Below are 24,397 nucleotides of genomic sequence, written 5' to 3' on the forward strand. Positions count from 1 at the left end.
TAACGCCGGCTCGGCGTTTTTTCACGTTTGATCAGAGAATGGAGGCAAAGAATGGGCTTTGAAAGGGTTTGGCACAAATCGTATCCCAAGGGAACTCCCAACGAAGTTGAGTTTGAAAAAATCACCATGCCGGAAGTCCTGGACAGGACGGCCCGGGATTACCCCGACAAGGTCGGGTTTATTTATATGGGCAAAAAGATCACCTTCGCCCAGTTGAATTCCATGGTCAACAGGTTCGCCAAAGCGCTCATGGACCTGGGCATTACAAAGGGCGACAAGGTGGGGATGATCCTGCCGAACATCCCCCAGGTGGTCATCGCCAACCTGGCGACCCAGCGCATAGGCGGGGTGACGGCCATGAACAATCCCCTGTACACGGAAAGGGAGCTGGCCCATCAGTTGAACGATTCGGACGCCAAGGCGGTGGTGACGCTGGATCTGCTCTTGCCCCGGCTGGAGAAGATCAAAAGCAAGACCAAGGTGCAAAACATCATCACCTGCCACATCAACGATTTTCTGCCTTTTCCGGTCAAGCAGCTTTTCCCCTATGTAAAAAAGGACATGTACCGGAAGATTACTCCCGGCCCGAACCTGTACCAGTTCATGGATCTTTTGAAAAAGTACAAGGACGACCCGGTTCCCAATCAATCGGAATGGGACGACGAAGCGGCCCTGCTATACACCGGCGGCACCACCGGAGTGAGCAAGGGCGCGATCATCACCCATTCCAACCTTTCGGCGGTGGCTCAGATGTTCAAGGCGTGGTTTCCCGAAATCTCTTATGGGGACGCCGAGCGGCTTATGGGCATTTATCCGATTTTTCATTCCGCGGGATATTCCGTCAGCCAGAACTTCATCATCTATAATGCTTGGACCGGCATTATGGTGCCCAGGCCGGAGCCCGGCGTGATTATCGACATGATCAAAAAGTTCAATCCGACCTTTTTGCCGGGAGTGCCCACCATTTTTATGGGCCTGTTGGCCAACGAGGAATTCCGGAAGATGGATCTTTCGGGCGTCAAGGGATATTTCGGCGGGGCGGCCCCCTTGTCCGAGGCCACGCTCAACGATTTGAAGAAACTCCACGGCGCCGTCATCAACGATGTGTTCGGCGCCACGGAAAACACGGCGTTCGGCACATGCACCCCTTGGAAGGGCAAGGTGAAACTGGGAACCGTGGGCGTGCCCCTGCCCAACACGGACATCAAAATCGTGGACATGGTGACGGGCGAAAACGAAATGCCGCCCGGCGAGCCCGGAGAAATCTGCATCAAGGGCCCCCAGGTCATGAAGGGCTATTACAACCGGCCCGAAGAAACGGCCAAGGCCCTCAAGGACGGATGGTTTCACATGGGCGACGTGGGCGTCATGGACGAGGAAGGATATCTTTCCATTGTGGATCGCAAAAAGGACATGATCATCGCCAGCGGCTACAATATTTATCCTGCGGAAATCGATGAAATCCTGCTTTTGCATCCCGAAATCGCCGAGGCCTGCACCATAGGCATCCCCGACGATTACCGGGGCGAGACGGTCAAGGCCTGGGTGGTTTGCAATCCCGGGGTGGAATTGTCCGAGGAGCAGGTCATGAGCTATTGCAAGGAGAAGCTGGCCGCCTACAAGGTTCCCAAGTCGGTCAAGTTTGTGGATGAGCTGCCCAAAAGCGCCATCGGCAAGCTCATGCGGCGCGAAGTGCGGCGCATGGAGTTGGAAGGCGCCAACGTTGTGATGCCGGGGGATCCCGAAGCGGCCAGGCCGGAGGCGGAATCCGCCTAAACCAAGCATGGCGGGCTTAGGAGATTGCATGAAAAAAGCGCTCATAACCGGGGCGACGGGCTTTATCGGCGGCGCTCTGCTTAAGGAAAACCTCGCCCGGGGAAACGAAGTCCGGGCTTTCCACTTGCCCGGCGACCCGGAGATCGGGGTTTTGGATCAGCCGGGCGTGGAGAAGTTCGCCGGAGACATTACGGACCTGGATTCGGTCGTGCAGGCGGCCAAGGGCGTGGACGTGATTTTTCACTGCGCGGCCATCGTCTCGGACTGGGCGCCGGAAAGCCTGTTTCAAAAGGTGATGGTCGGGGGGGCGGAAAACGTGTGCAAGGCGGCCCTGGAAGCAGGGGTCAGCCGCCTTGTGGACATCTCCACCAACGACGTGTTCGGAACGAGCGAAGAAGTCGTCATGGACGAAACCTTTTCTTTAAGCCCCTGGGGAGAGCCTTATCCGGACTATAAAATCAAGGCCGAGGAGTTGGTCTGGAAGTACTATAAAGAACACGGACTGCCTGCAACCATGGTTTATCCGTGCTGGGTCTACGGGGAGGGGGACAAGACCTTCGTCCCCCTCCTGGCGGACGCCATAATCAACAGGGAAATGCTGTTTTGGAGAAAGGACGCCCTGGTCTGGCCCACGTACATTGAAAACCTGACGGACCTTTTGATGCTCATTGCAGAGGATGAAAGGGCTGTTGGAAACGGGTATCTGGTCCATGACGGAGAGTCCGACACCCTCCGGAATTTCAGCAAAAAAATCGCCCTGGCCCTGGAGGTCAAGCCGCCGGCCCTGCGCATCCCCTACCCCGCCGCTTACGGGGCGGCGGTTGTCATGGAAAGGGTCTGGAAACTTCTGAAAAAAGCGGATCGTCCCCTTTTGACAACCTACACGGTGAAGAATTTAGGCTCCCGTTTGCGTTTTTCCATAGAAAAAGCCAAACAGAATTTGGGCTGGACCCCCAAGATCAGTTATAATGAGGGATTCGAGAAGACCATGGCCTGGTTGAAGACCCTGGATCTCGAATCCCTCAAACAAAAATGATCACAAGCCGAAAGGATGAGCCATGCCCAATCCCCCCGAATCGTATGAAGTGCGGCCCATGACCAGGAAAGAGCTTGACACGGCTGCTCGCTGGGCGAAACAGGAAGGCTGGAACCCGGGCGTGCACGACGCGGAATGCTTTTTCAAGACGGATCCTGCGGGGTATTTTGCAGGCTTCGTGGACGGAGAAATGGTGGCCAGCATATCCGCCGTTTCCTACGGGGAGGATTTCGGATTCATCGGCTTTTATATTGTCAAGCCCGAGTATCGCGGCCAGGGCTGCGGCATCAGGGTCTGGAACGCGGCCATGGAGCACCTGGGAGGCCGGAACATAGGCCTGGACGGAGTGCTTGCCGAGGAAAAGACCTACGAAAAGTCGGGGTTTAAGACCGCGTATCACAACATCCGGTTCGAGGGCGTGGGAGGCGGTTTCAGGCCGGGCTCCGTGGAGCCGTTGGGCGCCTTTTCCTTGGACGAAATTCTGGAATACGACTCCCGGTTTTTTCCCGTGCGCAGGGAGGGTTTTTTAAAGGCGTGGCTCGCCATGCCCAATATCTTCGCCTATGGGCTCAGAAGCAACAACGCCCTGGCAGGATACGGGGTGGTCAGGTCTTGCTCTTCCGGCTATAAAATCGGGCCGCTTTTTGCGGATGACGCAAACACCGCCGAGGAAATCTTTCGCGCCCTGGTTGCGCATACGCCCAACGGGCCGTTTTTTCTGGACGTCCCGGACGTGAACCAGGAAGCCATGAATCTCGCCAAGCGGCGCCGGATGGCGCCGTCCTTCGAAACCGTGCGCATGTACACCCAAAATGCCCCGGACATCAAACTTTCGGGAGTCTTTGGAGTGACATCCTTTGAACTTGGCTGATCAGGCCGGAAAGGAGCGCCAGGCATGGAGGGGCTGGCCGGCAAAAGAGTTTTCATCACCGGAGGTTCAAGCGGGATCGGATTGTGCACGGCGGAATCCCTGGTCAGGGAAGGCGCCAGCGTCTGCCTGTTCGCCCGCAATGAGGAAAAATTAAAGGACGCGGCCGAACACGTGGGTTCGCTTTGCCGGGAGGGCTGCAAGGCGGCGTTTTACTCCGTGGACGTTTCGGACAACTCCCAGGTGCGGGAAGTCATGGACAAGGCGGCGGTGGAGTTTGGAGTCCCGGATATATTGATCAACTGCGCGGGCCGGGCAAAGCCCAGGGTTTTCGAGGAAGTATCCTACGAGCAGTTCGACGAAACCATGAAAATCAACCTCTACGGCGCAAGGAACGTTATTGCGGCCGTCCTGCCCTACATGCGGGGAAGAGGCGGGCACATCGTCAATACGGCCTCCGTGGCCGGGCTTATAGGCGTATTCGGCTATACGGACTATTGCGCGTCCAAATTCGGGATTATCGGCTTTTCCGAGGCGCTTCGCAGCGAACTGGACGGCCAGGGCATAGGCGTTTCGGTCCTGTGCCCCCCGGACACGGACACTCCAGGGCTTGCGGAGGAGAACCTCACCAAGCCGCTGGAGACCCTGGCCATCTCGGAAAGCGCCTGCGTGCTGTCAGCCGATAAGGTGGCCCAGGCCTTGATCAACGGCGTCAAAAAGAAAAAATTTCTGATCATACCGGGTTTGGACGGAAAAATGTCCTGGCTGGCCAAGCGCCTGGCGCCGGGGCTTGTGGACTGGATTATGAAAAGGGCGATTAAAAAAGCCCGGAAAGGTAAACAGCCTTGACGCGCCCAACGTGTAAGATCAAAGCTGCGGCAATGCGGACCTCTCCCTTACGCATTCTGTCCGCCGTTTTTTGCCTGACCGCCGTCCTTTTGTTCCAGGCGTGCTCCCACCACGTTCCCATCAAACCCGAAACGCCTTTCATCTGCTACCGAGCGGCGGTGCAAAATGGAGACGCCCTGGAACGACTGGCCCCCGTGTTCCAGGCCTGGGGCGCGGACAAAGCGCATAACAGGATCGGCCGGCCCAAGTCCTTTTTGGACGCAAATAAAAAGCCGCAGGTCTACACGGATTCCGGGGAGCCGGTTTTTTTCGTCCGGCAAACCCAATTCTCCACATCCAAGGGCGACTACACCAATTTGGTTTATCGGATTCATTTTTCCAAGATTCCCTATTCCCTGATTCCTTTCACTCTCACGGCCGGTAAAAATGCAGGGCTGCTGGTCGTGATCACCCTGAACCAAGAGGAACGCCCGGTTCTCGTCACTACAGTGCACACCTGCGGCTGCTACCTTTCCATCATCCCAACAACCCATCTTCCGAAGGAATGCCTGCCGGAGGGTTGGGAAGACGCGCCGCAAAGGGTTTATGGAGAAACCCATCCGGCCCTGCTGCATTACTCACCGGACCAGGGCCAGCGGCTGCTGATTGAGTTGCGGCCTGAAATTCATCGGGTTATGAACGTTCGCGCGGTTAACGAGCGGGAATTGGATGCATGCAACGATTCATTGGAGGAAGCCCCCATCATTGCAGCCGACAGCTTGCGGGAACTGGAGATTGCCGGGGGAGGAAGCGTAAGTTTTTTCCATGAAAGCGGGGTGAGGAAAGGGTTTGTAAAAAACTCCGTCAAGCCGTGGGAAAGCCTGCTCATGAGTTGGATGGCTTTGGACTTGTTTGTGGGTTCGGACAAGGCGTATTCGGACTCCATGGTCAAGGACAATCCTTTTTACACGAGCTTAAAGCCATGGAACCGGCAAAAGTCCAACATGCTGCGGTTTCCGGACTTTCTCAGGTTTTGGGGCTATGATTTATAGTACGGCAAGCCTTCCGATTTACTCTCATTATTTTCACCTCCGGCTGATCAGGGAATTGACATCGAGGCCAAACCTTGTTTAGTCTTGCTCGGGATATTTTACACTGCGACAACATGGCATTAGGGAATTGGGGGGACAAAAACAAATGCGCTTAAGCCGTCTTAAAGGCGTATCAGAGATGCAGCTGGCGCCCCTGACCCTGAAATTTACAGGCGACCACGCCCACCTGGAAGCCCCCTTCAGAAACTATTACGACCAGTTTACCTTGCGCCAGACCCGTGTGGCGGGTTTGCTGGCCATGGTCTTTTACGCCCTGTTCGGCATCATGGACCTTTACTGGGCGCCGGAGGTCAAAGGAACCCTGTGGTTAATCAGATACGCCGTTGTCTCCCCCCTTTTTATCGCCTTCCTTTTGGTCATCAATTCCCGAAAGTTCAAGCCAAAATACATCCAGGGGGCGATCTCGTTCATGATCATTCTCACGGGAGTCAGCATCATAGCCATGATGGTGGTTGTCGCCCCCAAAATGTTTTCCGCCGGGCTGATTGTGGTCCTTTTTTTTAACTTCACCGCCATTGGCGCGCGTTTCACCTGGGCCACCTTTTCCGCCTTTGTCATCGCGTTGGTGTACAACCTGACGGCCTTTTTCTTCCTCCATCCGCCTATGGAGCGGATAGTCGCCACCAATGTCATCACCGCCAGCCTCATTGGCATAGGTTTTTTCGCCTGCTACTCTCTGGAATACAAGGAAAGAGCCAGCTTTTTCCTCTCCTACCTCTTGAAGGAGGAGCAAAGAAAGGTTCTTTCCATAAACGCCGGGCTGGAAAAACGCATTGAAGAACGGACAGCGGAATTGGAGGAAACCAACCTGAACCTGACTCTGGAAATGGAGGAGCACCGGCTTTCGGAGAAAAAACGCGCCCGCCTGGAACTGGAGCTGCGCCACGCCCAGTATATGAAAGCCATCGGCACCCTGGCCGGCGGCGTGGCCCACGACTTCAACAACCTGCTCATGGGCATCCAAAGCAGAGCGTCTTTGATCCTGATTACCAGCGACCCCGGGCATAAGCATTACGAGCATGCCAAAGGGATAGAAAAACTGGTCAAAAGCGCCTCGGAACTGACGCGCCAATTGCTGAATCTGGCCAGGGGCGGCAAAAGGCAGGCCCAGCCCAGCAACCTGAATCAGCTTATCCTCAAGACCGCCCACATGTTCGGAAGAACCAAAAAGGAAGTCAGCATACACCTCAATCTTCTGGACAACCTGTGGGTTGTCGACGTCAACCGCACCCAATTCGAACAGGTTTTGCTCAATTTACTTTTAAACGCCTGGCAGGCCATGCCCCAAGGCGGAAATATTTTCATCCAGACGGAAAACAGGTCCCTCATCGCCCCGGAATCCACGCCGGGAAATCTGCCGCCGGGGGATTACGTCACCGTCAGCGTGGCGGATACGGGCACTGGCATGGATCAGGAAACGCTCAAGCGGATTTTCGACCCCTTTTTCACCACCAAGGAAATGGGCCGGGGCAGCGGCTTGGGCCTGGCCTCGGCTTACGGCATCGTGGACAACCACGGCGGGGTCATACAGGCGACCAGCCAAATGAGAAAAGGCTCCCGGTTTGAAATCTTTCTGCCCCGAAGCGGCAATGACCTCCCCCAGGAAGAGGAGCAGGAACCGGCGATTGTCAATGGCTCCGGCCTGATTCTGATCATCGACGACGAGTACCCGGCGCTCCACGCTTGCCGGGAGCTTTTGGAAAGCCTGGGCTACACGGTCATCGGCTCCCAGAATCCCTTGAAAGGCATCAGAATCTACCAGGAAAGGCAGGACGAAATCCAAATGGTGGTGCTGGACATCATCATGCCGGCGATGTCCGGCGTGGAGGTGTTCGGCAAACTGCGGGAAATCAATCCCGAAGTGAAAATCCTCATTTCCTCCGGCTACAGCATGGACGGAAGCGTGGCCGAACTCATGGAAAGAGGCTGCAACGGCTTCGTCCAAAAGCCATACAACATCCAGAGTATCTCCCAAAAAGTCCACGATATCCTCAAATAGTGTCTGTCCATAAATCCTGGATTTCCCAGGCTGGATAGGACTTTGATCAGCATTCGTTCTTTTTCCGCTGGCCGTCGTAGCCACGCACTGTGATTTTCATGTCCCAAAGCTATAGATCGCAGGTTTTCGGGCGCACCTGCCCTGTGGAAGATGATTCCTGCAATCCAGATGCCGGTTTAAGCTGCTTGTTTTTTCAACTCTGCCCTTGCCAGGGTGAGCAAGTTCGCCGCCGTCACCGACGGCCCAGACATAACTTTGAAAGAACTCCCATCCTTTCCAGGTGCAGCGCCCCAATCCAAAACTGCGCTTGAGCCAGGATATTCCGGACTCGATGCCTGCACGGAATTTCCTGAGTCTTTTGTGTACGTACTCGCTGAGGCGCATGTCCGCCACTTTGATGCCGCGCCTTTTGGCGAAACAAAGGTCCTTCACGCCCCTTTTTTTTGGCCTCATCGACATTGTCCGTAGATGCAAAACCGCCGTCAAATCCATGCCGTTTGAATAATCATCCTTCCTTAGCGCCTGGTGAATGCAAATTTTTTGCAAAAAAACGTAACCCGTGAAAACAGGCTGACGACTCATTGAACAGAAGGCCTATCCGGATTCAGGTTTTCAGGGTCTGGTTCCTTTCAGCCGGATGATTTGGCTGCTCCGGCGGGAAATTTGCAAGGCAGGCATGCAGCCATTGCGGCCGAGCAAAAATAATGGCGTTACTTTAGCTGGTTTAGGCGCCCGGGCTTCCTTTGCCAAGGGATGTGCGCAACCATTAACGCGTGCAATTTTCAGTTCCCTGTCCCCACCCAGGATGTGTGGGAGCCCGGGCGATAACCAAGGAAAATCATGTGTGGTATAGAACCGGAAGCATTGCTGCATGCGGGGTTTTTCTCCGGTGCGGAAAGGGCTGTGTGGGCGGCAGGCGGTTATTGTGTTAAAATCGGCATCCACAGAGTGTGAGACGCAAACAGCTTTAGGAGGCGGGCCGAAGTCCAGACCCGCCCCAGGGGCGTCAGGAGGCCGAATCATTACCGACGAAGCCCGCATCATTGAAAGAATACTGAATGGGGATGCGAATTCCTTTGAGCATCTGCTTGAGGCCCACTCCCACGTGGTGGCGAGCATCGTGCGCCGCCGTGTGCCCGAGGACCAGGTGGAGGACGTAGCCCAGGAAGTATTCATCAAAGCGTATAAATCCTTGGCCAACCTGAAAAACAGGGATGGTTTCAGGCCATGGGTTTCGTCCATTGCGGTCAAGACCTGTTGCGACTTTTGGCGAAAGCGCTATAAATCCAAGGAGGTCGCCATGACCGCCCTGGCGCGGGAGCATCACGACTGGCTGGACAAGATCTATGCGGAGGAATCCACAGCCGACTTTGAAAGCCTGTGCGCCCAAAAGGAAGCCAGGGAGGTGCTGGACGCCGCACTGGCCCGTTTATCCCCCAAAGACCGCATGGTAGTGGAGCTTGTCTACCTGGAGGGGATGACCGGGCGGGAAGCGGCCAAAATCCTTAAATGGACGACGGCCAATGTGAAAGTCAGATGTTACAGGGCCAGAAAAAAATTGGAAAACGTTTTGCTGGAAAGGCATAACGGATAAGCAGGAGGCGGTATGGAACAGAAAAACAAGGATTGGGAAAAGACAAGATCCATCCTATCCGCTGTACACCGGAACAGGGAGGAGGCCGCCCTTAGCCCGCAGTGGCAAAGCCGGGTTATGGACGCCGTTAGAACATTGCCCCGCAAGGAGGCGGTGGAAGAACGGCCCTCCGTGATGCTGGAACGCATGGTCTGGCGCTTTGCCCCGGTGGCCTGCGTTCTGATTGCGGCCATGACGTTGGTTCTGTTAAGCCAGGATTTTACCCCCCAATACGGGTTGGTGGAAGCCATGATGGACGACTCCCTGGGTAACTTGCTGGTCCAGACCATACAAATGCAATAACAGGATAAGGATTATGAAACCGATAAAACTGTATGCCGGGCTTTTCCTGGTTTTCTTCCTGGGAGCCCTAGCAGGAGGGCTTGGCATGGGCATGTACCAGAAACACCAGCGGGCTTCGTTTTTTGAGGAACGCCAGGGCAAGCACCTGAAATTCGTATTAGAGCGCTTGACCGAGGATCTGGACCTGACTCAGGAGCAGCAGATCCGGATTAAAAGCATTCTGGAGGATTTCCGGAAAAACATGATGAACCTGCAAAAGAAGCATTTTCCCGAGATTGACGCCCTGTTCAAGGAGCATCGCGTTCAAATCAGCAAAGTGCTTAATGAAGAGCAAAGGAGAAAGTTTGAAGAAATCGAAAAGCGCATGATGCGCAGGCCGCCTCCAGGCCCTCCGGGCAAGGGCGGCCCCAAACCTCCGCCGGGAGATCGCCCTGAGTTTTCAGGCGACAGGCCCCAGCCTCCCAGGGACGGGATGCAGCCTCCGGGCGACAGGCCCAAGCCTCCCAGGGGAGGTTTTCAACCTCCCGGGGACGGGCCTCAACCGCCGGACGGAGGGCCTCAGCCTCCTCTCGAGGACGCACAGGAGCCGGAGGATCAACCCGACGCTCCGCCCGCTTCTGAGGAATAGAATCGATCAAAACGGGCTTCCGCAAAACGCGGAGGCCCGTTTTTTTTGCACGCCTTAAAAAGCATCCTAAACAACAAGGCTTATTGAAATCCATAAATTTCAAATAGTTCCGTATGCATTCCCACGCGAAGCATGGGAACGAGTCTTTGGACGCCGCTTTCGCCCGCCGTCCTACTAAGACTCCTGCAATCTCTCCCGGCCGCGCCTTTTGTTGCTAAAGCAACACGGCGCCATACTGCCGTTGCCTGGGCCGCCCTGCGAGGAGACCTCGCAACTACAGCACGCGGGGACCGTGAAACTGCAACGAGGAGACCTCGCAACTACAGCACGCGGGGACCGTGAAACTGCAACGAGGAGACCTCGCAACTACAGGGCGCGGCAAGCAGCGCCCCTACGGCGCGGAAACCGCGCAACTACGAAAAAACGGTTTCGAATAAGGCTTTTCGGCCGCAGAACATCTCCGATATTTACAAACCTTCTGGCCGCCCTTATTGGCCTTACGGCCCCCGGCATTGCATGCCGCGGCTGGCCGGATCATGGCGCAGAATAATTTGAACCTGATTTGTAGTTGCAGGGATCGCTCTGCACAGGTCGCACGCAGCGCGTCCCATGGGCGCCCGGACCTCAAACATCAAAAGCAAGTTTGATCCCAGTCTTGCTTAGGAGTCCAGGACCTTGCGGAGGGAGCTTGCCATGACGTGCATGGAAATGGGTTTGATGAGGAATTCGGTGAGGCCGAAGTCCCGGATTCTTTCGTCGGAAATTTGGTCGCTGAATCCGGTGCACAGCAGGATGGGCATGTCGGGTCTGATCTCCCGTATTTTTACGGCAAGCTCAAAACCGGTCATGTGGGGCATGGTCATGTCGGTCAGCAAAAGGTCATGGGCGCGGGGAGCGTCTTTGAAGGCCTCCAGCGCTTCCTGGGAGGATTGGAACGGAGTCACCTTGTAGCCCAGCTTCTTCAGCATGCGATGGGTCATGTCCAGGATAGCCTCTTCATCCTCCACCAGCATAATCCGTTCGTCGCCTTTTTGCATTAAGGCGCTGGGAATGAAAGGAACGTCCCGGGTCTGGCTTTCCATAACCGGAATAAACACGTCGAACACCGTGCCCCGGCCTGGCGAGCTTTGCACCCGGATCTCCCCCCGGTGCTTGGTTACGATGGCGTGAGCCACGGCCAGGCCCATGCCTGTGCCCTCCCCTATGGGCTTGGTGGTGAAGTAGGGCTCAAAAATGCGTTCCTGGATTTCCGGCGGCATGCCCTCGCCTGTGTCGCTGATGGACAGCCAGGCGTACCGGCCCGATTGGATGGATGATGCGGGGGACAAGTCCTTCTCTTTCAGTTGGGTCTCCTTAAGAGTCACCTCCAGCACTCCGCCGGTCTGGCGCATGACCTGATAGGCGTTGGTGCACAGGTTCATGACCACCTGGTGCATCTGGGTGGGATCGGCCATGACCGAGCCGCAACTCAGGTCAATGTCCTTGTGAATCTGAATGGTGGCGGGCAGGGTGGCCCGAATCAGGTTCAGGACGTCCGAGACGATGGGCGCCAGGGCCACCAGTTGGGGCTTTTCCTCGGACTTGCGGCTGAAGGTAAGAATCTGGCTGACCAGTTCCTTGGCCCTGCGGGCGGCCTTCAGCACTTCGCTCAAATCCCGGACCGCGGCTTTGTCGCCCTTCAGGGTGTCGCGAAGCATTTCCGTGTATCCAATGATTGGGGACAGAATATTGTTGAAGTCGTGGGCGATTCCGCCGGCCAGGGTGCCGATGGCCTCCATTTTGTGGGACTGACGCAGTTGGCGCTCCAAACGGAGCTTTTCCATTTCCGCAAATTTGCGTTCGGTCACGTCTTCCACAAAGCACTGGAATCCGATGGGCGTCCTTTTGTCGTCTTGGGAATATCCCATCAGCATTTCCGAGGTGACCACGATCCACATTATCTTCCCCACGGAATCTCGAATGCGCGCCTGCAGATAAGGAGTGGTGCGAACGCCTGATGCAGCGTCCTCCATGGCGCGGATGATTTTAGGCAAATCCTCGGGGTGGACGATCTGGTAAAACTGCCGCCCCAGCATGTCCGCGCTCCGGTAGCCGGTCATCTGCAGGACTTTTTTGTTCATGTAGGTGAACTTGCCGTGCAAGTCCACGGTAAACATGCCCACCGGGGCCTTTTCCACAAATTCACGAAACCGCTCCTCGCTTTTCCGGAGGGCGGCTTCCGCGCCTTTTCTGTCTGAAATGTCGCGGGAGGAGCCGATGAACCCGGCGGGATTCCCATTGTCGTCCAGGTACAGGCTGGCGACGGTTTCCACCCAGACGGAGCCGCCGTTCTTGTGCAGCATTTCCGTTTCCAGGGCCACTGACTGGGTGAATTTTCTCTCGGCCAGACGGGTCAACACGCTCACGGCGTTGTTCAGGCTATCGGCGATCATCATGCTTTCAATGGACTTGTCCGCCAGCTCCTCAGGCGTAAACCCTTGCAACAGACGGATTCCCGGGCTTACGTACGTCAAACGGAAATCCAGGTCCGTGGTCCAGATGACGTCCTTCATGTTCCTGGTCAACAGCTCGTACAAAGACTGGCTTTTTCGTAAAGCCTCCTCCACCTGGATGCGCAGGGAGATGCTGTTCTTTAAAAAAACCTTTTCCTCCAAAAGTTTGCGATGCTGCTCCTCCATTTCCGTTTGATACCAATAGCGCGAGAGCTCCGAGGCGCAGGAAATCGCGCTAATAATGACAAAGCAAAGAAAAAAACGCAGCAAAAAGCCTTCGGTGTATTGGTGGGAATTCAGCAGATTCCAGGGATCCAGCATGATCCAGGTAATCAGCGCCAGGGATCCAAGCGTCCAGAGCAAGCCCTCGCCTCTTCCGGACAAAAAGAAAAAGGTGGGAGGCAGAATCAAAGCCCATAAGGCCATGGCGCCCTGGTCTCCCCCGTTCCAAGCCGCCTCTCCGAACAGAACCAGCAAGAGGACGAAAACAGTTCTGTATATAAGGGCCTTTTTTGCAGGCCGGTTGATAAAAAACAGGCCAAGAAAACATCCGGTCACAGCGGCTAAAGCGGGCAAAGCGGCATTGTAGGCGCCGTTTAAAAGATCCTGAATTCCAAAACCCAGCACAACCCCGCCTGCGGCTATAAGAAACACCACCAAAAACAGCTTGATTCTGGCCTGGGAGTAATTGGTCTCCCATTCCAAGGAGGTTGGCAGTATCCTTTGAAAAAAGGTTTGAATCTTTTTTCCCGCAAGACGGATCATAAACGGTCCCATGTCACGAATGAAGGGGCTTGGCCGGATACCCGAAAGAACAATTTGGGGCGGAGGCGCCCTGCCGCATGACGCATTGATTTTTGATATTTTGGGGGCAATCTTAAAATCGGCGATTTTAGACTGGGTAATTATAGCACACACCCCGCCCCAGGCAAAGCAGGGGTGGCGAAAGAAAACGCTCTGTGTTAAAACTCCGTTCGCAAGCGGTAAAAAGATGAGGATCGCCATGGATATTATGAAAATTCACAACCTGGTCAAGCAGTATCCCAAAGTCAGGGCCGTTGACGGCGTGTCGTTTGGGGTAAGGCAAGGGGTTTGCTTTGGCTTGCTTGGCCCCAACGGAGCGGGCAAAACCACCACTCTGGAAATTGTGGAAGGCATTATTCCCCAAACCTCGGGGGAGGTGCTTTATAAAGGCAAGCCCCGGACCAGGGATTTCGCCCAGGAGGCGGGAATCCAGTTTCAATCCACGGCGCTTTTGTCGTTTTTGACGGTCAGGGAAACCCTGGCCACTTTCGCCCGGCTCTATAAAAACCCCATGGATCTGGACAAGCTGATCGAGCTCTGCCAGATGGAAGACATCCTGGAGCGGTTTAACGATAAAATCTCCGGCGGGCAGAAGCAGCGCCTGCTTTTGGCTTTAGCTTTGGTCAACGACCCGGAGCTGGTTTTTCTGGACGAGCCGACCACGGGCCTGGATCCCCAGGCGCGCAGGAATGTGTGGAACATTGTGCGGACCATCAAGGCCCAGGGCAAAACCGTGGTTCTGACCACCCATTATATGGAAGAGGCGGAAAAGCTCTGCGACGAAATCGCCATCATGGACCAGGGCGCCATCATCGCCCAGGGCAGCCCGGCCGATTTATTGCTGGAGCACGGCAAGGGCGTCCTGGCCAGCCTGCCGGCGTCCAGCTTCACCATCGATCCCATGACCCTGGCGGACAAGAAAATCCGGGTTCGCCAAAAAGGGGACAACATCCAACTGCAGACCAAAGACATCAAAGGATGCCTTGAAAAGCTGCTTCAGGCTGGGGTGGATCTCCATTCCATCACGGTGAGGAGCCCGAATTTGGAGGACCTTTTTCTGGACCTCACGGGCCGCAGGTTACGCGAATGAAAGCATTTTGGGCCTTATTCACAGCCCGCAACAAAGAATTTTACCGGGACCGGGCGGGCTTGTTCTGGAACATCGCCTTTCCGTTCCTGATTATTGCGGGCTTCGCCGCCATATTCGGACGGGGGGCTGAGCCGACCTACAAAATGGGGATCGTCCCCAGCCAGGGAGAGGTTCTTTCCTACGAACTTCCGGCCCAGGTGGAGGACTCGCCTTTTTTCTCCAAAGTGGAAATGCCGGATAAGGACGAAGCCCTGGAAAAGCTGGCGGAGCACCGGCTGGATATAGCGGTCCAGGCCGGGACAGAGCCTTTAAGCTATTGGGTGTCGGACACCTCGCCTAAAGGGGCCATCGCCGGGGATATTCTGGAAGCCGCCGCGGCCGATCCGGAAGTTTTGAAAAACTATACCGCCCGGCAGACCATCGAGGGCTTTCAGGTGGATTACATCGACTGGCTCTTTCCGGGAATCCTGGGCATGAACATGATGTTTTCCGCCCTGTTCGGCGTGGGATTCGTGGTGGTCCGGTACAGGAAGAACAACGTGCTGAAGCGCCTGGCGGCCACGCCCCTGAGCGCGTTCCAGTTTTTAAGCGCCCACGTGGTCTCGCGGCTTCTGGTCATCATGTTTTCCACCCTCCTGGTTTACATCGCCTGCGTGCTCATGTTCGGGTTTCAATGCAAGGGATCGTACTTGGCCTTGATTACGGTGTTCATGCTGGGCGGCGCCTCCCATGTGTCCTTGGCCATGGTCATCGCCTCCCGGGGCTCTAACGAGGAATTCGCCTCCGGCCTTTTGAACCTGCTTTCCTGGCCCATGATGTTTTTGTCCGAGGTGTGGTTTTCCATCGAAGGCGCTCCCGGCTGGGTGAAGGGGATTTCGCAAGTCCTGCCCCTGACCCACGTGACGTCCGGCATGCGGGAGGTCATGAGCTACGGCGGAGGATTCGCGGAAATTTTACCCCAAATCCTCATCCTGGCCCTGATCACCACCGTATTCATGGCCCTGGGCTCCTGGATGTTCAAGTGGACCGGTTAGAGGCAAATTTTGGGAAATGGTTTTCACATTATATTTGAAGCCTTGCCTAAGACCATAAGGATTTCAACTCCAATACGGGCGTCAATAAACTCCCTCCCCCTTGACGGGGGAGGGTTGGGGTGGGGGTGACCTCTATACAGCGAGGAGACCTCGCGACTACGGCGCGGAGACCGCGCAACTCCCCCCCATCCTGTCCTTCCCCCGCCAGGGGGGAAGGGACCATGATTCCCGGGCTCTGGTATATAGGCAGGTCTGCGGCGCAGACATAATTTCTAAATTTCAAAAACTTATTTTCAATCTCAAAGATTGAATTGCCAAAAGGGAGCGCCCTGGCGCAGACGGATAAATCATGGGGTTTCGCGTAATATTCAGCTCGCCGACCTACGGCCTGAGCGGCGTCAACACGGCCGTTTCCAACCTGATTCGGGAACTGAACCGCAGGGGGCATGACGCCCGCCTGCTTTTGACCAATCCCAAGGCGCCCGACCCCATGCCCATGCCGGCGCCCCACGACGTCCCGGCTTATTTCCTGCCCGCCAGGCCCAAGGCGACCCTCAAGGCCCGGCAAAAGGCCTTGCTGAACTATCTGGAAAGCCTGGCGCCTTGCATTTACGTTCCCGGCTACGATTTCGACCACTCCTGCGTCTGCCCCGCCCTTTCGGAAAAAGTCATGGTCTGCGGGGTGGTCCACAGCGACGATCCGGTGCATTACGACCACGTGCAGCGCCTGGGCGCCTCATGGAACGCCGTGGTGTGCGTCAGCCGCGCCATCGCAGCCAGGGTGCAAGAGGACCTGCCGGACCTGGCCTCCCGGACGCATGTCATTCCGTCGGGCGTGGCCGTCACATCCTTGAGGCGAGGCCCGGCCCGGCCCGGCGCCATCCTGCGCATCATCTACACGGGCAGGCTGATTCAGCATCAAAAGCGGATTATGGATTTGGCCGCCTTAACGGAAAGGCTGGAGCAAAGGCATGTCCCCTATTCCCTGACCATCATCGGAGGAGGCCCCCAGGCCGAAGAACTAAAAAACGCCCTGGCGCCGCAAATCAAACGGGGCGTTGTAACCCTGACAGGAACCCTGCCCAACGACCAGGTTCTTCGCCACCTTGTGGAGCACGACGCCCTGGTCCTGACCTCGGATTTTGAAGGAACGCCCGTCTCCCTTTTGGAAGCCATGGCCGCCGGATGCGTCCCGGTAGTGACGGACATCCCCAGCGGCATACCCGAACTGGTGGAGGACGGCGTGAACGGATTTTGCGTACCCGTGGGAGACATGGAAACCTTCGCCCAAAGGCTGGAGTTTTTGGCCCACGACCCGGAATTGCGCACTAAACTGGCGGATCAGGCCAGGGAATCCATTCGGGACAGCCGTTTCTCACTGGAAAACGTTGCCCAGGACCATTTGGATTTGTTTGAACAAATGGCCCGGAACCGGGATTCCGGCGCCTTCCACCGCGAACCAAAACCCATGGGGTCAAATCTACGTTTGACGTTTGAGAAGATTTTTCGTCTCAAACGTTAAACGCAGCCTTATGCATGGTGAACGCAACCGGCGAAGGGTAGCCCCGGCAAAGCAGTATCCTGCCTGGGTGCGCAAGCACATGTAATTTGACCTGCACAGGAACTGAAGGCAAAGGCGTTTTTATATCAGTGACGATTCTTGAAGTTCATAGATTTCATATAGTTGCCATATGCATTCCCACGCGCAGCATGGGAACGAGTCTTTAATCGCCGTTTCCGCCCGTCGTCCTTCCCAGAATCCTGCATTCGTTCCCGGCGGCGCCTCAAACGTCAAACGTAGATTTGACCCCATGCCCTTGAACAAAAAAGCCCGGCCTGCTTGGTTAGAAAGCATGGCCGGGCTTGGTAATTTTTTATGGTGTGGAGCGCTATTTCAGGGAGTCCCAAAAATCCTTGGCGCTGTCTTCGGCGTTTCTGGCCGTCCTGCTAGGGCCGCTGGGCGCGCCGCCGCTTTGGGGGCGTGCTCCGGTCAGGCGGGCGATTCTTTCCTCCAGCGGAGGATGGGTGGAAAACAGGCTGGCCAGGCTCTTGCCGGACAAGGGATTCACAATGAACATGTGGGCCGTGGCGGGCTCAGCGTCCATGGGGATGCGTCCGGAATAGGCTCCCAGCTTGGCCAGGGCGTTAGCCAGGCCTTTGGGATTTCCGGCGATTTGGGCGCCCGTGGCGTCGGCCTGGTACTCCCGGGTGCGTGATATGGTCATCTGGATGAGCGCCGCTCCGATGGGCGCCAGGATAGCCATGATGAGCATGCCTGCAAAGCCCAGGGGGTTGTCGTCGTCATTCCCGCCGAAGCCTCCGAAGATGGCGCCCCATTTAGCCATGCTGGCCAGGAACATGACGGCTCCGGCCATGGTGGCGGCGATGGTTCCAATGAGGATGTCCCGATTCTTCACATGGGCCAGTTCATGGGCCAAAACTCCGGCCAACTCCTCCCGGTTCATGAGGTTGAGCAAGCCTTCGGTGACCGCCACCACGGCGTGCTCCGGGTTGCGGCCCGTGGCGAAGGCGTTGGGCGCCTGCTGGGGGATGATGTACACCTTGGGCATGGGAAGCCCGGCGTTGGAGGACAGCCTTTGCACGATCCCGTAAAGCTCCGAAGCCTGCCCGGGGCTGACTTCCTTGGCCCGATACATCTTCAGGACGATTTTATCCGAATACCAATAACTGAAAAAATTCATGCCCACGGCCATAATCAGGGCGAATGTCATTCCCGCCCTGCCGCCGATCAGTTGCCCGACAATAAGTAAAAAGGCCGTCATGGCCGTTAAAAGCATTACACTCTTGATCTGGTTGCCCATTAATTATTTCCTCCTTCAAAGTGGTCCTTGCACAAAGTGCGGGCCTATACAGGCAAAAAATAACCATGAAAAACGGGCGCGCAAGATCATTTCGGCCGGTCGCAGGCCGAATTTAAGCGAGGCCGAGGTTCCTTTGAATGACCGGCGGATCCTGCTCCCGGATTATCCCGGCAAGGGGGGAGCGGATGCGCTTTTTGATCTCGGCGAAGGCGTCGGGATGGAACGCCAGCATTTCTCCGGCCATGGCCTTGGCCCGGTCCATCAACTCCTCCAGGGGCGAAATCTGGTCCGCAAACCCGATTTCCAGGGCCTCCGGCCCGCCGTATCTGCGGCCGAAAAGGGCCATGTCCCGAAAAGCGCGCGGGGAGAGGATTTCCCGCATAATGGCGATCTGGCCAGGGATGAACGGCTTGTTGATGTGCACCTCGGGAAAGCACACCCATCCGCGATCCTCGCGCATGATGCGATAGTCGCAGCATCCGGCGATAAAGGCGCCTTCTCCGTAGGTATGGCCGTTCATGACGGCGATGATCGGCTTGGGGAACACACACAGGTCCGCCAGAAAAGAAGAAGCGCCTTCCAGGAGAGCGCGGATCAATTCAATATCTGAATAGTTGGCGGCCATCCAGTCCAGATCATACCCATTGGAGAAAAACTTCTCCAGGCCGCTGGCCAGAATAACCGCCTTGATGTCCGCGTTTTCCTTGACGACCTGAAAGGCCCGGGTCAACTCCTGAATAAATGGGCCGTTGACCCTGTTTTCCGGCGCCCGGTTCATGGTTACGATTCCCAGATCGTCCTGCACTTGAATGTCTATGTATTCGAAATTCATGGCTTCTCCTTTTTGGTTTAGGGGTGAATTCCATCCTCCAAAACAATATGTGCCGCAGTCAAACATTGAGGCAAAAAATTTATCCCGCGGGAAAAATATCCAAAAACGACTTCATGACGCCCACAAACGAAAGAATCTCCTCCCCGGAAAGGCCGTCCAGAATCTTTTGGTTGGCGGCTCTTACAATGGGCTTGGCAAGGGCGGCCTGCTCCCTGCCTTTGTCCGTGATGTCCACCAAGAACTGGCGGCGGTCCTCCGGGTTGACTCTTCGAACCACGCACCCGCTTTTTTCCAGCCGGTCCATAAGGCGGGTGAGCGCCGAGTTTTCCATCTCCAATTGGGCGCAAAAGTCTCCCATGGATATGCCGTCATTTTTCTCCAGCATGAACAGGACTCCCAATTGGGCCAGGGAGACCTCCAGGCCCGCCGCCTTCATTTCCTTTTTAAAAAAGCGGGAGGTTCTGGATTGCACTTTAGCCATGAGCAGGAAAATGCGGTAATTTTTCAAGTCCGTCTCTTGCAGTTCGGGCATTTGGATCATTTTTTCCTTATTTTTTATGGGGGTTTATATCAAAGGCTGTACAGGGGCCGATTTATTTGCTACGAACAATATTTGATTATGACAAATAATTTGTCAAGGATTTTTCGAAGGGCGCCGGCCTATTCAAAACGGAGCGGCGGAAACATATATTACAAGGGTGAAAGGAGAGCTGAGGAACTCAATTGACGGGCTGACGGGCGGATGATACTATTCTCAAATCCCGCGGCCGGAAATATTCGGCTTTCCGGGAGGATACAAGCCGGATCAGAATGTTGAGCGTTATGGAATGGGGGATTTCCCACGCGAACCTTTACGCCGGAGAATATTATGAAACAGATTGCGCTATGCGCCTTTGCGGCCTTTTTGCTTTTTGCCTGGACTCAGGACGGATTTGCGGAGATCTATTCCTACCGGGACGAGAACGGAAACCTGGTGTTTTCGGACGCCCCGCCTGACGCCGCCGAGGTCCCCCCTTCCCAGGTGCAGGTTACCAGGGAAGTTGCTCCATCGCCTTCTCCACGGACTTCCTCCGGCAAGGCCGAAAACGGGAGGAAGGGCGTTAACGCGCCTCCCGGCCAGTCCGTCGCCCCGAAAAAGAAAAAGCCGAGCAATGCGGAGATTCAGGCCTATATCGAGGGCCGTAACAGGCTGAATGAAGAGGCCCGGGAATTGAGGGAAGAGAGGGACGCCCTGCAGGAGGAGGCGAATGCGCTTGCGGAAGAGGGCAAAAGAATACGAAAAAGAAGCGCCATGCGGGTTCATAACACCAAGGTTCAGGAAGTGAACGACAAAATTATGGCCCTATCGGAAAAGGCCAGGGATCATGATCGCAGGGTCCGGGCCTATGAAGAGGAACATCAGGATATAATAGACGCCCTGACCGCCGGAAACAATTAGCGCGGACGGGGGGTTTCATGAATTCGAGGTATTTATGCTATTTGAAAGTGTCGAAGACGTAAAAATCAAGCTGGAAGACGCCGATTACATATGCTCCAAGCTGGCGGCCACGGTGGTCTTTCTGGCCAGCGCCACCAACAAGCCTGTTTTGGTGGAAGGCCCTGCGGGCGTTGGCAAGACCGAGTTGGCCAAGGCGGTTTCCCGCTGCCTGAACCGCGAGTTGATCCGGCTGCAGTGCTACGAAGGCCTGGACGAGGCCAAAGCCCTGTATGAATGGGAATACGCCAAGCAGCTTTTGTACACCCAAATGGTCAAGGACAAGATTCACGACGTCATCGAAGCGTCCAGTTCCCTGTCCGACGCCGTGGACAAGATCGCCGCCCAGGAAGACGCTTTCTTTTCCGAACGCTTTATCCAGCCCAGGCCGTTGCTGTCGGCCATCACCTCCCAGGAGCCCGTGGTGCTTCTGGTGGACGAGGTGGACAAATCGGACCCGGAATTCGAGGCTTTTCTGCTTGAAATCCTCTCCGACTTTCAGGTGACCATCCCGGAACTTGGCACCAAGAAGGCCGTGGCCATCCCCTTTGTTTTTTTGACGTCCAACAACTATCGGGACATGTCAGACGCCCTCAAGCGCCGGTGCATCCACTTGTATATCGATTATCCGGACCGGGACCTGGAAGCCCGCATCGTCCGGCTCAAACAGCCGGGCATCAACGACACGCTGGTTTTACAGCTTGTGGACGCCATCCGCGAAATCCGGGACCTGGATTTGAAAAAGAAGCCCTGCATTTCAGAAACCCTGGACTGGGCGCAATCCCTGATGGTGCTCCAGGTGGGCGATTTGAGCCAGGACATTATCCGGGACACCCTGAGCGTCATCACCAAATACCGCTCGGACACGGAAAAAGTCATGAAGTACATGGAAGACATGTCTAAAAAGGCCGGCATACAATGATGCAGCTTGTCCTCAAATTCGCCGCATGCACCCGGGCCGCCGGGCTTAGGGTGTCCACGTCCGAGGTTTTGGACTGCCTGGATCAGATGCAGTACGCCAATCCCACGGACGAGGAGGAGTTCAAAATCCTTTTGCGGTCGAATTTCGTCAAAAGCCGCAGGGAGCAAGCCAAATTCGACCACTTGTACCACCTGTTCTTCCACGAAATGCAGACGGACCTGGACGTCAAATCCGAATCCATGGCCCAGCACCTGGAGGAAATCCTGGACTTTCTGCAGGAGAACATGGGCGGAGATCAGGAAAGCCAGGCGATCATGGACCTCATGGCCGGCAATCCCATGGGGTACCTGGAATTGCTGCAGCAAATGCAGACGGACGAGGACTCCGGCCCGCGCATCAAAGGCTCCAACCTGGGCCAGCTCGCCAAAAGGCTCCAGATCATGCTGGGCTTTAACGACGTCCGGGGGCTTATCGCCCAATTTCTGGAAAGCCGCACCCCATCGCCCGGAGTGACGGAAACCATCGACTACCAGATTCGCCAGCAGTTGCGGGAGTACTTTGACGAGCGTCTGGCCACGGCTCAGGAAATGCTCACCAAAGAGCCCCGGCCGGACAACGCGTCCATGAAAAAATCCACCTCCCCGGAAAAGCACCTGGCCCAACTGGGCGACAAGCCCTTTGTGTCGCTTTCCCGCAAGGAAGTGGAGGAGATGCGGGACATCATCGACCATCTGGTGGCCAAGCTCAAGGACACCATCGGCCGCAGATACGCCCGGAAAACCTCCGGCGTGCTGGACATCAAGAAGACCATCCGCGTAGCCTCCAAGTATCAAGGCGTGCCGGTGGAGCTGATATTCAAGTCCAAGCCGCCCCGCAAAGGCAAGGTGGTCACCCTGTGCGACGTATCCGGCTCGGTGTGGGCTGCGGCGAGGTTCATGCTCAACCTGTTGTATTCGGTGTCCGAACGCTTCACGGGCGTGCGGTCCTTTGTCTTTATCAACAGCCTGATCGAAGTGAGCGACATTTTCGAAAAGCACGAAATCAACCAAGCCATCGAAGAGGTTTTGCGGAGCGACCGGATTCCCTTTGAGGCCAGGACCGATTACGGCGCCACCTTCCGCCATTTCAAGCGCGAATACATGGACATCCTGAACAAAAAAACCACCCTGATCATCATCGGGGACGGGCGGTCCAATTATTCCAACCCCGAAGCGGACATTTTGGATCAAATGCGGGACAAGTGCCGGAGGGTGATCTGGCTCAACCCCGAACACGAGGTGTTCTGGTACTCCGGGGACAGCGAAATGCGCACCTACGAACGGTATTGCCACGAATTCCGCCAGGTCCAAAATTTGAATCAGTTGATGGAGTTCATCAAGGATTTGGTGTTGTAAGAAAAATGCAGATTGAACAGCAGCCCAGGCGGCAGTCGGAACCGCCTGGGCTGTTTTTGTTTTTACTCGCCCAACCGCCTCTTTACAAAGGCGCAGATTGCGTCCATGGCCTCTTTGGCTTCGGGGAACAAAGGCGACAGCACCGGATAGCAATGGACCATGCCCTTGCCGACCTTCAGGGTTGCGTCCACGCCCGCTTTTTTAGCTTTTTCGGCAAACCTCACCGAATCGTCCAGGACGCGTTCGTTTTCCCCCACGGATAAAAACAAGGGCGGCAGGCCTTCCAGATTTCCGTACAACGGGGAGATCAGCGGGCTGGTTTTGTCGGTGTCGCCCGCGTAATATTTTCCGTACACGGAAAAGGAGCCCTTGGGCGCCAGGGGATCGGTCTTTTTGTAAGACGCCCCGGTGCAGGCGACGTCCGTCCAGGGAGACATAACGGCCGCGCCCGCCGGCTGAGGCAGGCCTTTCTCTTTCAGAGCCAGGAGGGTCGCCAAAGCCAAGCCCGCGCCGGCGGAATCGCCCATAAACACAATGCGGGATGGGTCCGTTCCCTGGTCCAGCAGCCATTGATAGGCGGCGACGGCGTCGTTCAGGGCTGCGGGAAAGGGATGCTCGGGCGCCAGGCGGTATTCAAAGCACAGGGCGCTGAACCCGGTTCCCTGGACGAATTTGGCCACAATGCCGCGATGGGATTTGACGGAGCCCATGACGTATCCGCCGCCGTGAAAATACAAAATCATGCAATCGTCCTGGGAGTCCTTGTAGCGGATGATCTCGCCAGCGGGATCTTGCATGTCCGCCGGGATAACTTCCATGTCCACCGGCATTTTGGCCATTCTTGCGGCGGATTTTTCCACCTTATCCCGCATTTGCCGGATGGGGGTTTTAAAATCAATGACCTCCGCCTTTAGCTTGAGCGAAAACCAGTGGCGATGTTTCAACAAAAATATAATGGCTCGACTTCGTAAACTCTGCATTGCTCGCGTCTTTCGTTTGAATTCAAAACTGAAGGTGCGGCCCAGGGGGTCTGATCTCCCCGGGCCAAAGGGCGGCATGTTGCATCATATGATTGACTTTATCAAGTTATAATTGGGTTATTTTCAAAAGGCGCCCACAGGGGGGCGCAACTACATTGCGTCAGCAGCGTTAAAGGCGAGTTTGACTTGCAGGCCCGGCTCCGCCCCACATCCATGGGCGCCCCGGCAGAGCAGCATCCCGCCGGGGCCGCATAGCGACATTCCGACAGCCCGCCTTTATTGGCCTGGCGGCGCCTGATATTGGATGGTTTGCCGCCATAGGGGTAGTATAAAACCAACCCTGATGTTGGGCGGCCCAGGCAAAGCAGCA

The 24,397-nt window shown here is 55.9% G+C and carries 20 protein-coding genes and 1 pseudogene; 15 read left to right on the plus strand and 6 right to left on the minus strand.

Features of this window, described 5'->3' with window-relative positions; genetic code table 11:
• Positions 1 to 51: 51 nt before the first annotated feature.
• The 6 genes from G491_RS0112575 (at position 52) to G491_RS33855 (ending at position 7,619) form a co-directional block, all read left to right on the plus strand.
• The gene (locus G491_RS0112575; protein WP_028314854.1) at positions 52 to 1,776 is read left to right on the plus strand and encodes a long-chain-fatty-acid--CoA ligase; all 1,725 of its coding nucleotides are present in this window, start codon (positions 52 to 54) and stop codon (positions 1,774 to 1,776) included.
• Between the two features lie 28 nt (positions 1,777 to 1,804).
• Positions 1,805 to 2,812 (plus strand): NAD-dependent epimerase/dehydratase family protein, encoded by a 1,008-nt coding sequence (locus tag G491_RS0112580; protein ID WP_028314855.1) that lies wholly within the window; start codon positions 1,805 to 1,807, stop codon positions 2,810 to 2,812.
• A gap of 22 nt (positions 2,813 to 2,834) precedes the next feature.
• Entirely contained in the window at positions 2,835 to 3,683 is an 849-nt protein-coding gene (locus G491_RS0112585) for a GNAT family N-acetyltransferase (protein WP_028314856.1), read from the plus strand.
• 24 nt (positions 3,684 to 3,707) lie between these two features.
• The gene (locus tag G491_RS0112590; protein WP_028314857.1) at positions 3,708 to 4,529 is read left to right on the plus strand and encodes an SDR family oxidoreductase; all 822 of its coding nucleotides are present in this window, start codon (positions 3,708 to 3,710) and stop codon (positions 4,527 to 4,529) included.
• Between the two features lie 32 nt (positions 4,530 to 4,561).
• A complete protein-coding gene (locus G491_RS0112595; RefSeq protein ID WP_028314858.1) occupies positions 4,562 to 5,560 on the plus strand; it encodes a hypothetical protein in 999 nt (332 codons plus the stop codon).
• Between the two features lie 178 nt (positions 5,561 to 5,738).
• On the plus strand, positions 5,739 to 7,619 hold the full coding sequence (locus G491_RS33855; protein ID WP_051327221.1) for an ATP-binding protein: 1,881 nt from the start codon (positions 5,739 to 5,741) through the stop codon (positions 7,617 to 7,619).
• Positions 7,620 to 7,795: 176 nt separating this feature from the next.
• Here the strand turns inward: G491_RS33855 and G491_RS36305 are convergent.
• Positions 7,796 to 8,103: pseudogene (locus G491_RS36305) on the minus strand (transposase); the annotation flags it as partial.
• A 441-nt stretch (positions 8,104 to 8,544) separates the two neighbouring features.
• Between G491_RS36305 and G491_RS0112610 the strand changes: the two are divergent.
• The 3 genes from G491_RS0112610 to G491_RS0112620 are packed head-to-tail and all read left to right on the plus strand — an operon-like array spanning position 8,545 to position 10,183.
• Positions 8,545 to 9,213, plus strand: a complete 669-nt coding sequence (locus G491_RS0112610; RefSeq protein WP_028314860.1) for an RNA polymerase sigma factor — start codon at positions 8,545 to 8,547, stop codon at positions 9,211 to 9,213.
• Between the two features lie 12 nt (positions 9,214 to 9,225).
• Positions 9,226 to 9,555, plus strand: a complete 330-nt coding sequence (locus G491_RS0112615) for a hypothetical protein (RefSeq protein WP_012611168.1) — start codon at positions 9,226 to 9,228, stop codon at positions 9,553 to 9,555.
• Positions 9,556 to 9,568: 13 nt separating this feature from the next.
• The gene (locus G491_RS0112620; protein ID WP_028314861.1) at positions 9,569 to 10,183 is read left to right on the plus strand and encodes a hypothetical protein; all 615 of its coding nucleotides are present in this window, start codon (positions 9,569 to 9,571) and stop codon (positions 10,181 to 10,183) included.
• A gap of 659 nt (positions 10,184 to 10,842) precedes the next feature.
• On the opposite strand, the gene G491_RS33860 is transcribed toward G491_RS0112620, so the two are convergent.
• Positions 10,843 to 13,380 carry a PAS domain-containing hybrid sensor histidine kinase/response regulator gene (locus G491_RS33860; protein ID WP_169829427.1) on the minus strand — a complete coding sequence of 846 codons (2,538 nt, stop codon included), beginning with the start codon at positions 13,378 to 13,380 and terminating at the stop codon, positions 10,843 to 10,845.
• A 298-nt stretch (positions 13,381 to 13,678) separates the two neighbouring features.
• On the opposite strand from G491_RS33860, the gene G491_RS0112630 reads away from it, so the two are divergent.
• The 3 genes from G491_RS0112630 to G491_RS33865 all read left to right on the plus strand — a co-directional run bounded on the left by G491_RS0112630 (position 13,679) and on the right by G491_RS33865 (position 17,125).
• On the plus strand, positions 13,679 to 14,569 hold the full coding sequence (locus G491_RS0112630; protein ID WP_028314862.1) for an ABC transporter ATP-binding protein: 891 nt from the start codon (positions 13,679 to 13,681) through the stop codon (positions 14,567 to 14,569).
• The gene (locus G491_RS0112635) at positions 14,566 to 15,603 is read left to right on the plus strand and encodes an ABC transporter permease (protein ID WP_028314863.1); all 1,038 of its coding nucleotides are present in this window, start codon (positions 14,566 to 14,568) and stop codon (positions 15,601 to 15,603) included. Before G491_RS0112630 ends, G491_RS0112635 begins: the two co-directional genes overlap by 4 nt.
• 349 nt (positions 15,604 to 15,952) lie before the next feature.
• Positions 15,953 to 17,125 (plus strand): glycosyltransferase family 4 protein, encoded by a 1,173-nt coding sequence (locus G491_RS33865; RefSeq protein ID WP_051327223.1) that lies wholly within the window; start codon positions 15,953 to 15,955, stop codon positions 17,123 to 17,125.
• 367 nt (positions 17,126 to 17,492) lie between these two features.
• On the opposite strand, the gene htpX is transcribed toward G491_RS33865, so the two are convergent.
• The 3 genes from htpX to G491_RS0112655 form a co-directional block, all read right to left on the minus strand.
• Positions 17,493 to 18,425: a zinc metalloprotease HtpX gene (gene htpX / locus G491_RS0112645; RefSeq protein WP_028314864.1), complete on the minus strand. Its 933-nt coding sequence runs from the start codon at positions 18,423 to 18,425 to the stop codon at positions 17,493 to 17,495.
• Positions 18,426 to 18,537: 112 nt separating this feature from the next.
• Entirely contained in the window at positions 18,538 to 19,257 is a 720-nt protein-coding gene (locus G491_RS0112650; RefSeq protein WP_028314865.1) for an enoyl-CoA hydratase/isomerase family protein, read from the minus strand.
• Positions 19,258 to 19,336: 79 nt separating this feature from the next.
• The gene (locus G491_RS0112655; RefSeq protein ID WP_169829428.1) at positions 19,337 to 19,789 is read right to left on the minus strand and encodes a MarR family winged helix-turn-helix transcriptional regulator; all 453 of its coding nucleotides are present in this window, start codon (positions 19,787 to 19,789) and stop codon (positions 19,337 to 19,339) included.
• A 336-nt stretch (positions 19,790 to 20,125) separates the two neighbouring features.
• On the opposite strand from G491_RS0112655, the gene G491_RS0112660 reads away from it, so the two are divergent.
• The 3 genes from G491_RS0112660 to G491_RS0112670 are packed head-to-tail and all read left to right on the plus strand — an operon-like array spanning position 20,126 to position 23,047.
• Positions 20,126 to 20,695, plus strand: coding sequence for a DUF4124 domain-containing protein (locus G491_RS0112660; protein ID WP_015946825.1), 570 nt, complete (start codon positions 20,126 to 20,128; stop codon positions 20,693 to 20,695).
• Positions 20,696 to 20,729: 34 nt separating this feature from the next.
• Positions 20,730 to 21,653 carry an AAA family ATPase gene (locus tag G491_RS0112665; protein WP_015946826.1) on the plus strand — a complete coding sequence of 308 codons (924 nt, stop codon included), beginning with the start codon at positions 20,730 to 20,732 and terminating at the stop codon, positions 21,651 to 21,653.
• Positions 21,650 to 23,047, plus strand: a complete 1,398-nt coding sequence (locus tag G491_RS0112670; protein ID WP_028314867.1) for a vWA domain-containing protein — start codon at positions 21,650 to 21,652, stop codon at positions 23,045 to 23,047. The genes G491_RS0112665 and G491_RS0112670 overlap by 4 nt, the downstream gene beginning before the upstream one ends.
• Before the next feature lie 62 nt (positions 23,048 to 23,109).
• On the opposite strand, the gene G491_RS0112675 is transcribed toward G491_RS0112670, so the two are convergent.
• Positions 23,110 to 24,027: an alpha/beta hydrolase gene (locus G491_RS0112675; RefSeq protein ID WP_028314868.1), complete on the minus strand. Its 918-nt coding sequence runs from the start codon at positions 24,025 to 24,027 to the stop codon at positions 23,110 to 23,112.
• Positions 24,028 to 24,397 lie beyond the last annotated feature (370 nt).

It is taken from the genome of Desulfatibacillum aliphaticivorans DSM 15576, assembly GCF_000429905.1.
In the GTDB taxonomy this organism is placed as follows: Bacteria; Desulfobacterota; Desulfobacteria; order Desulfobacterales; family Desulfatibacillaceae; genus Desulfatibacillum; species Desulfatibacillum aliphaticivorans.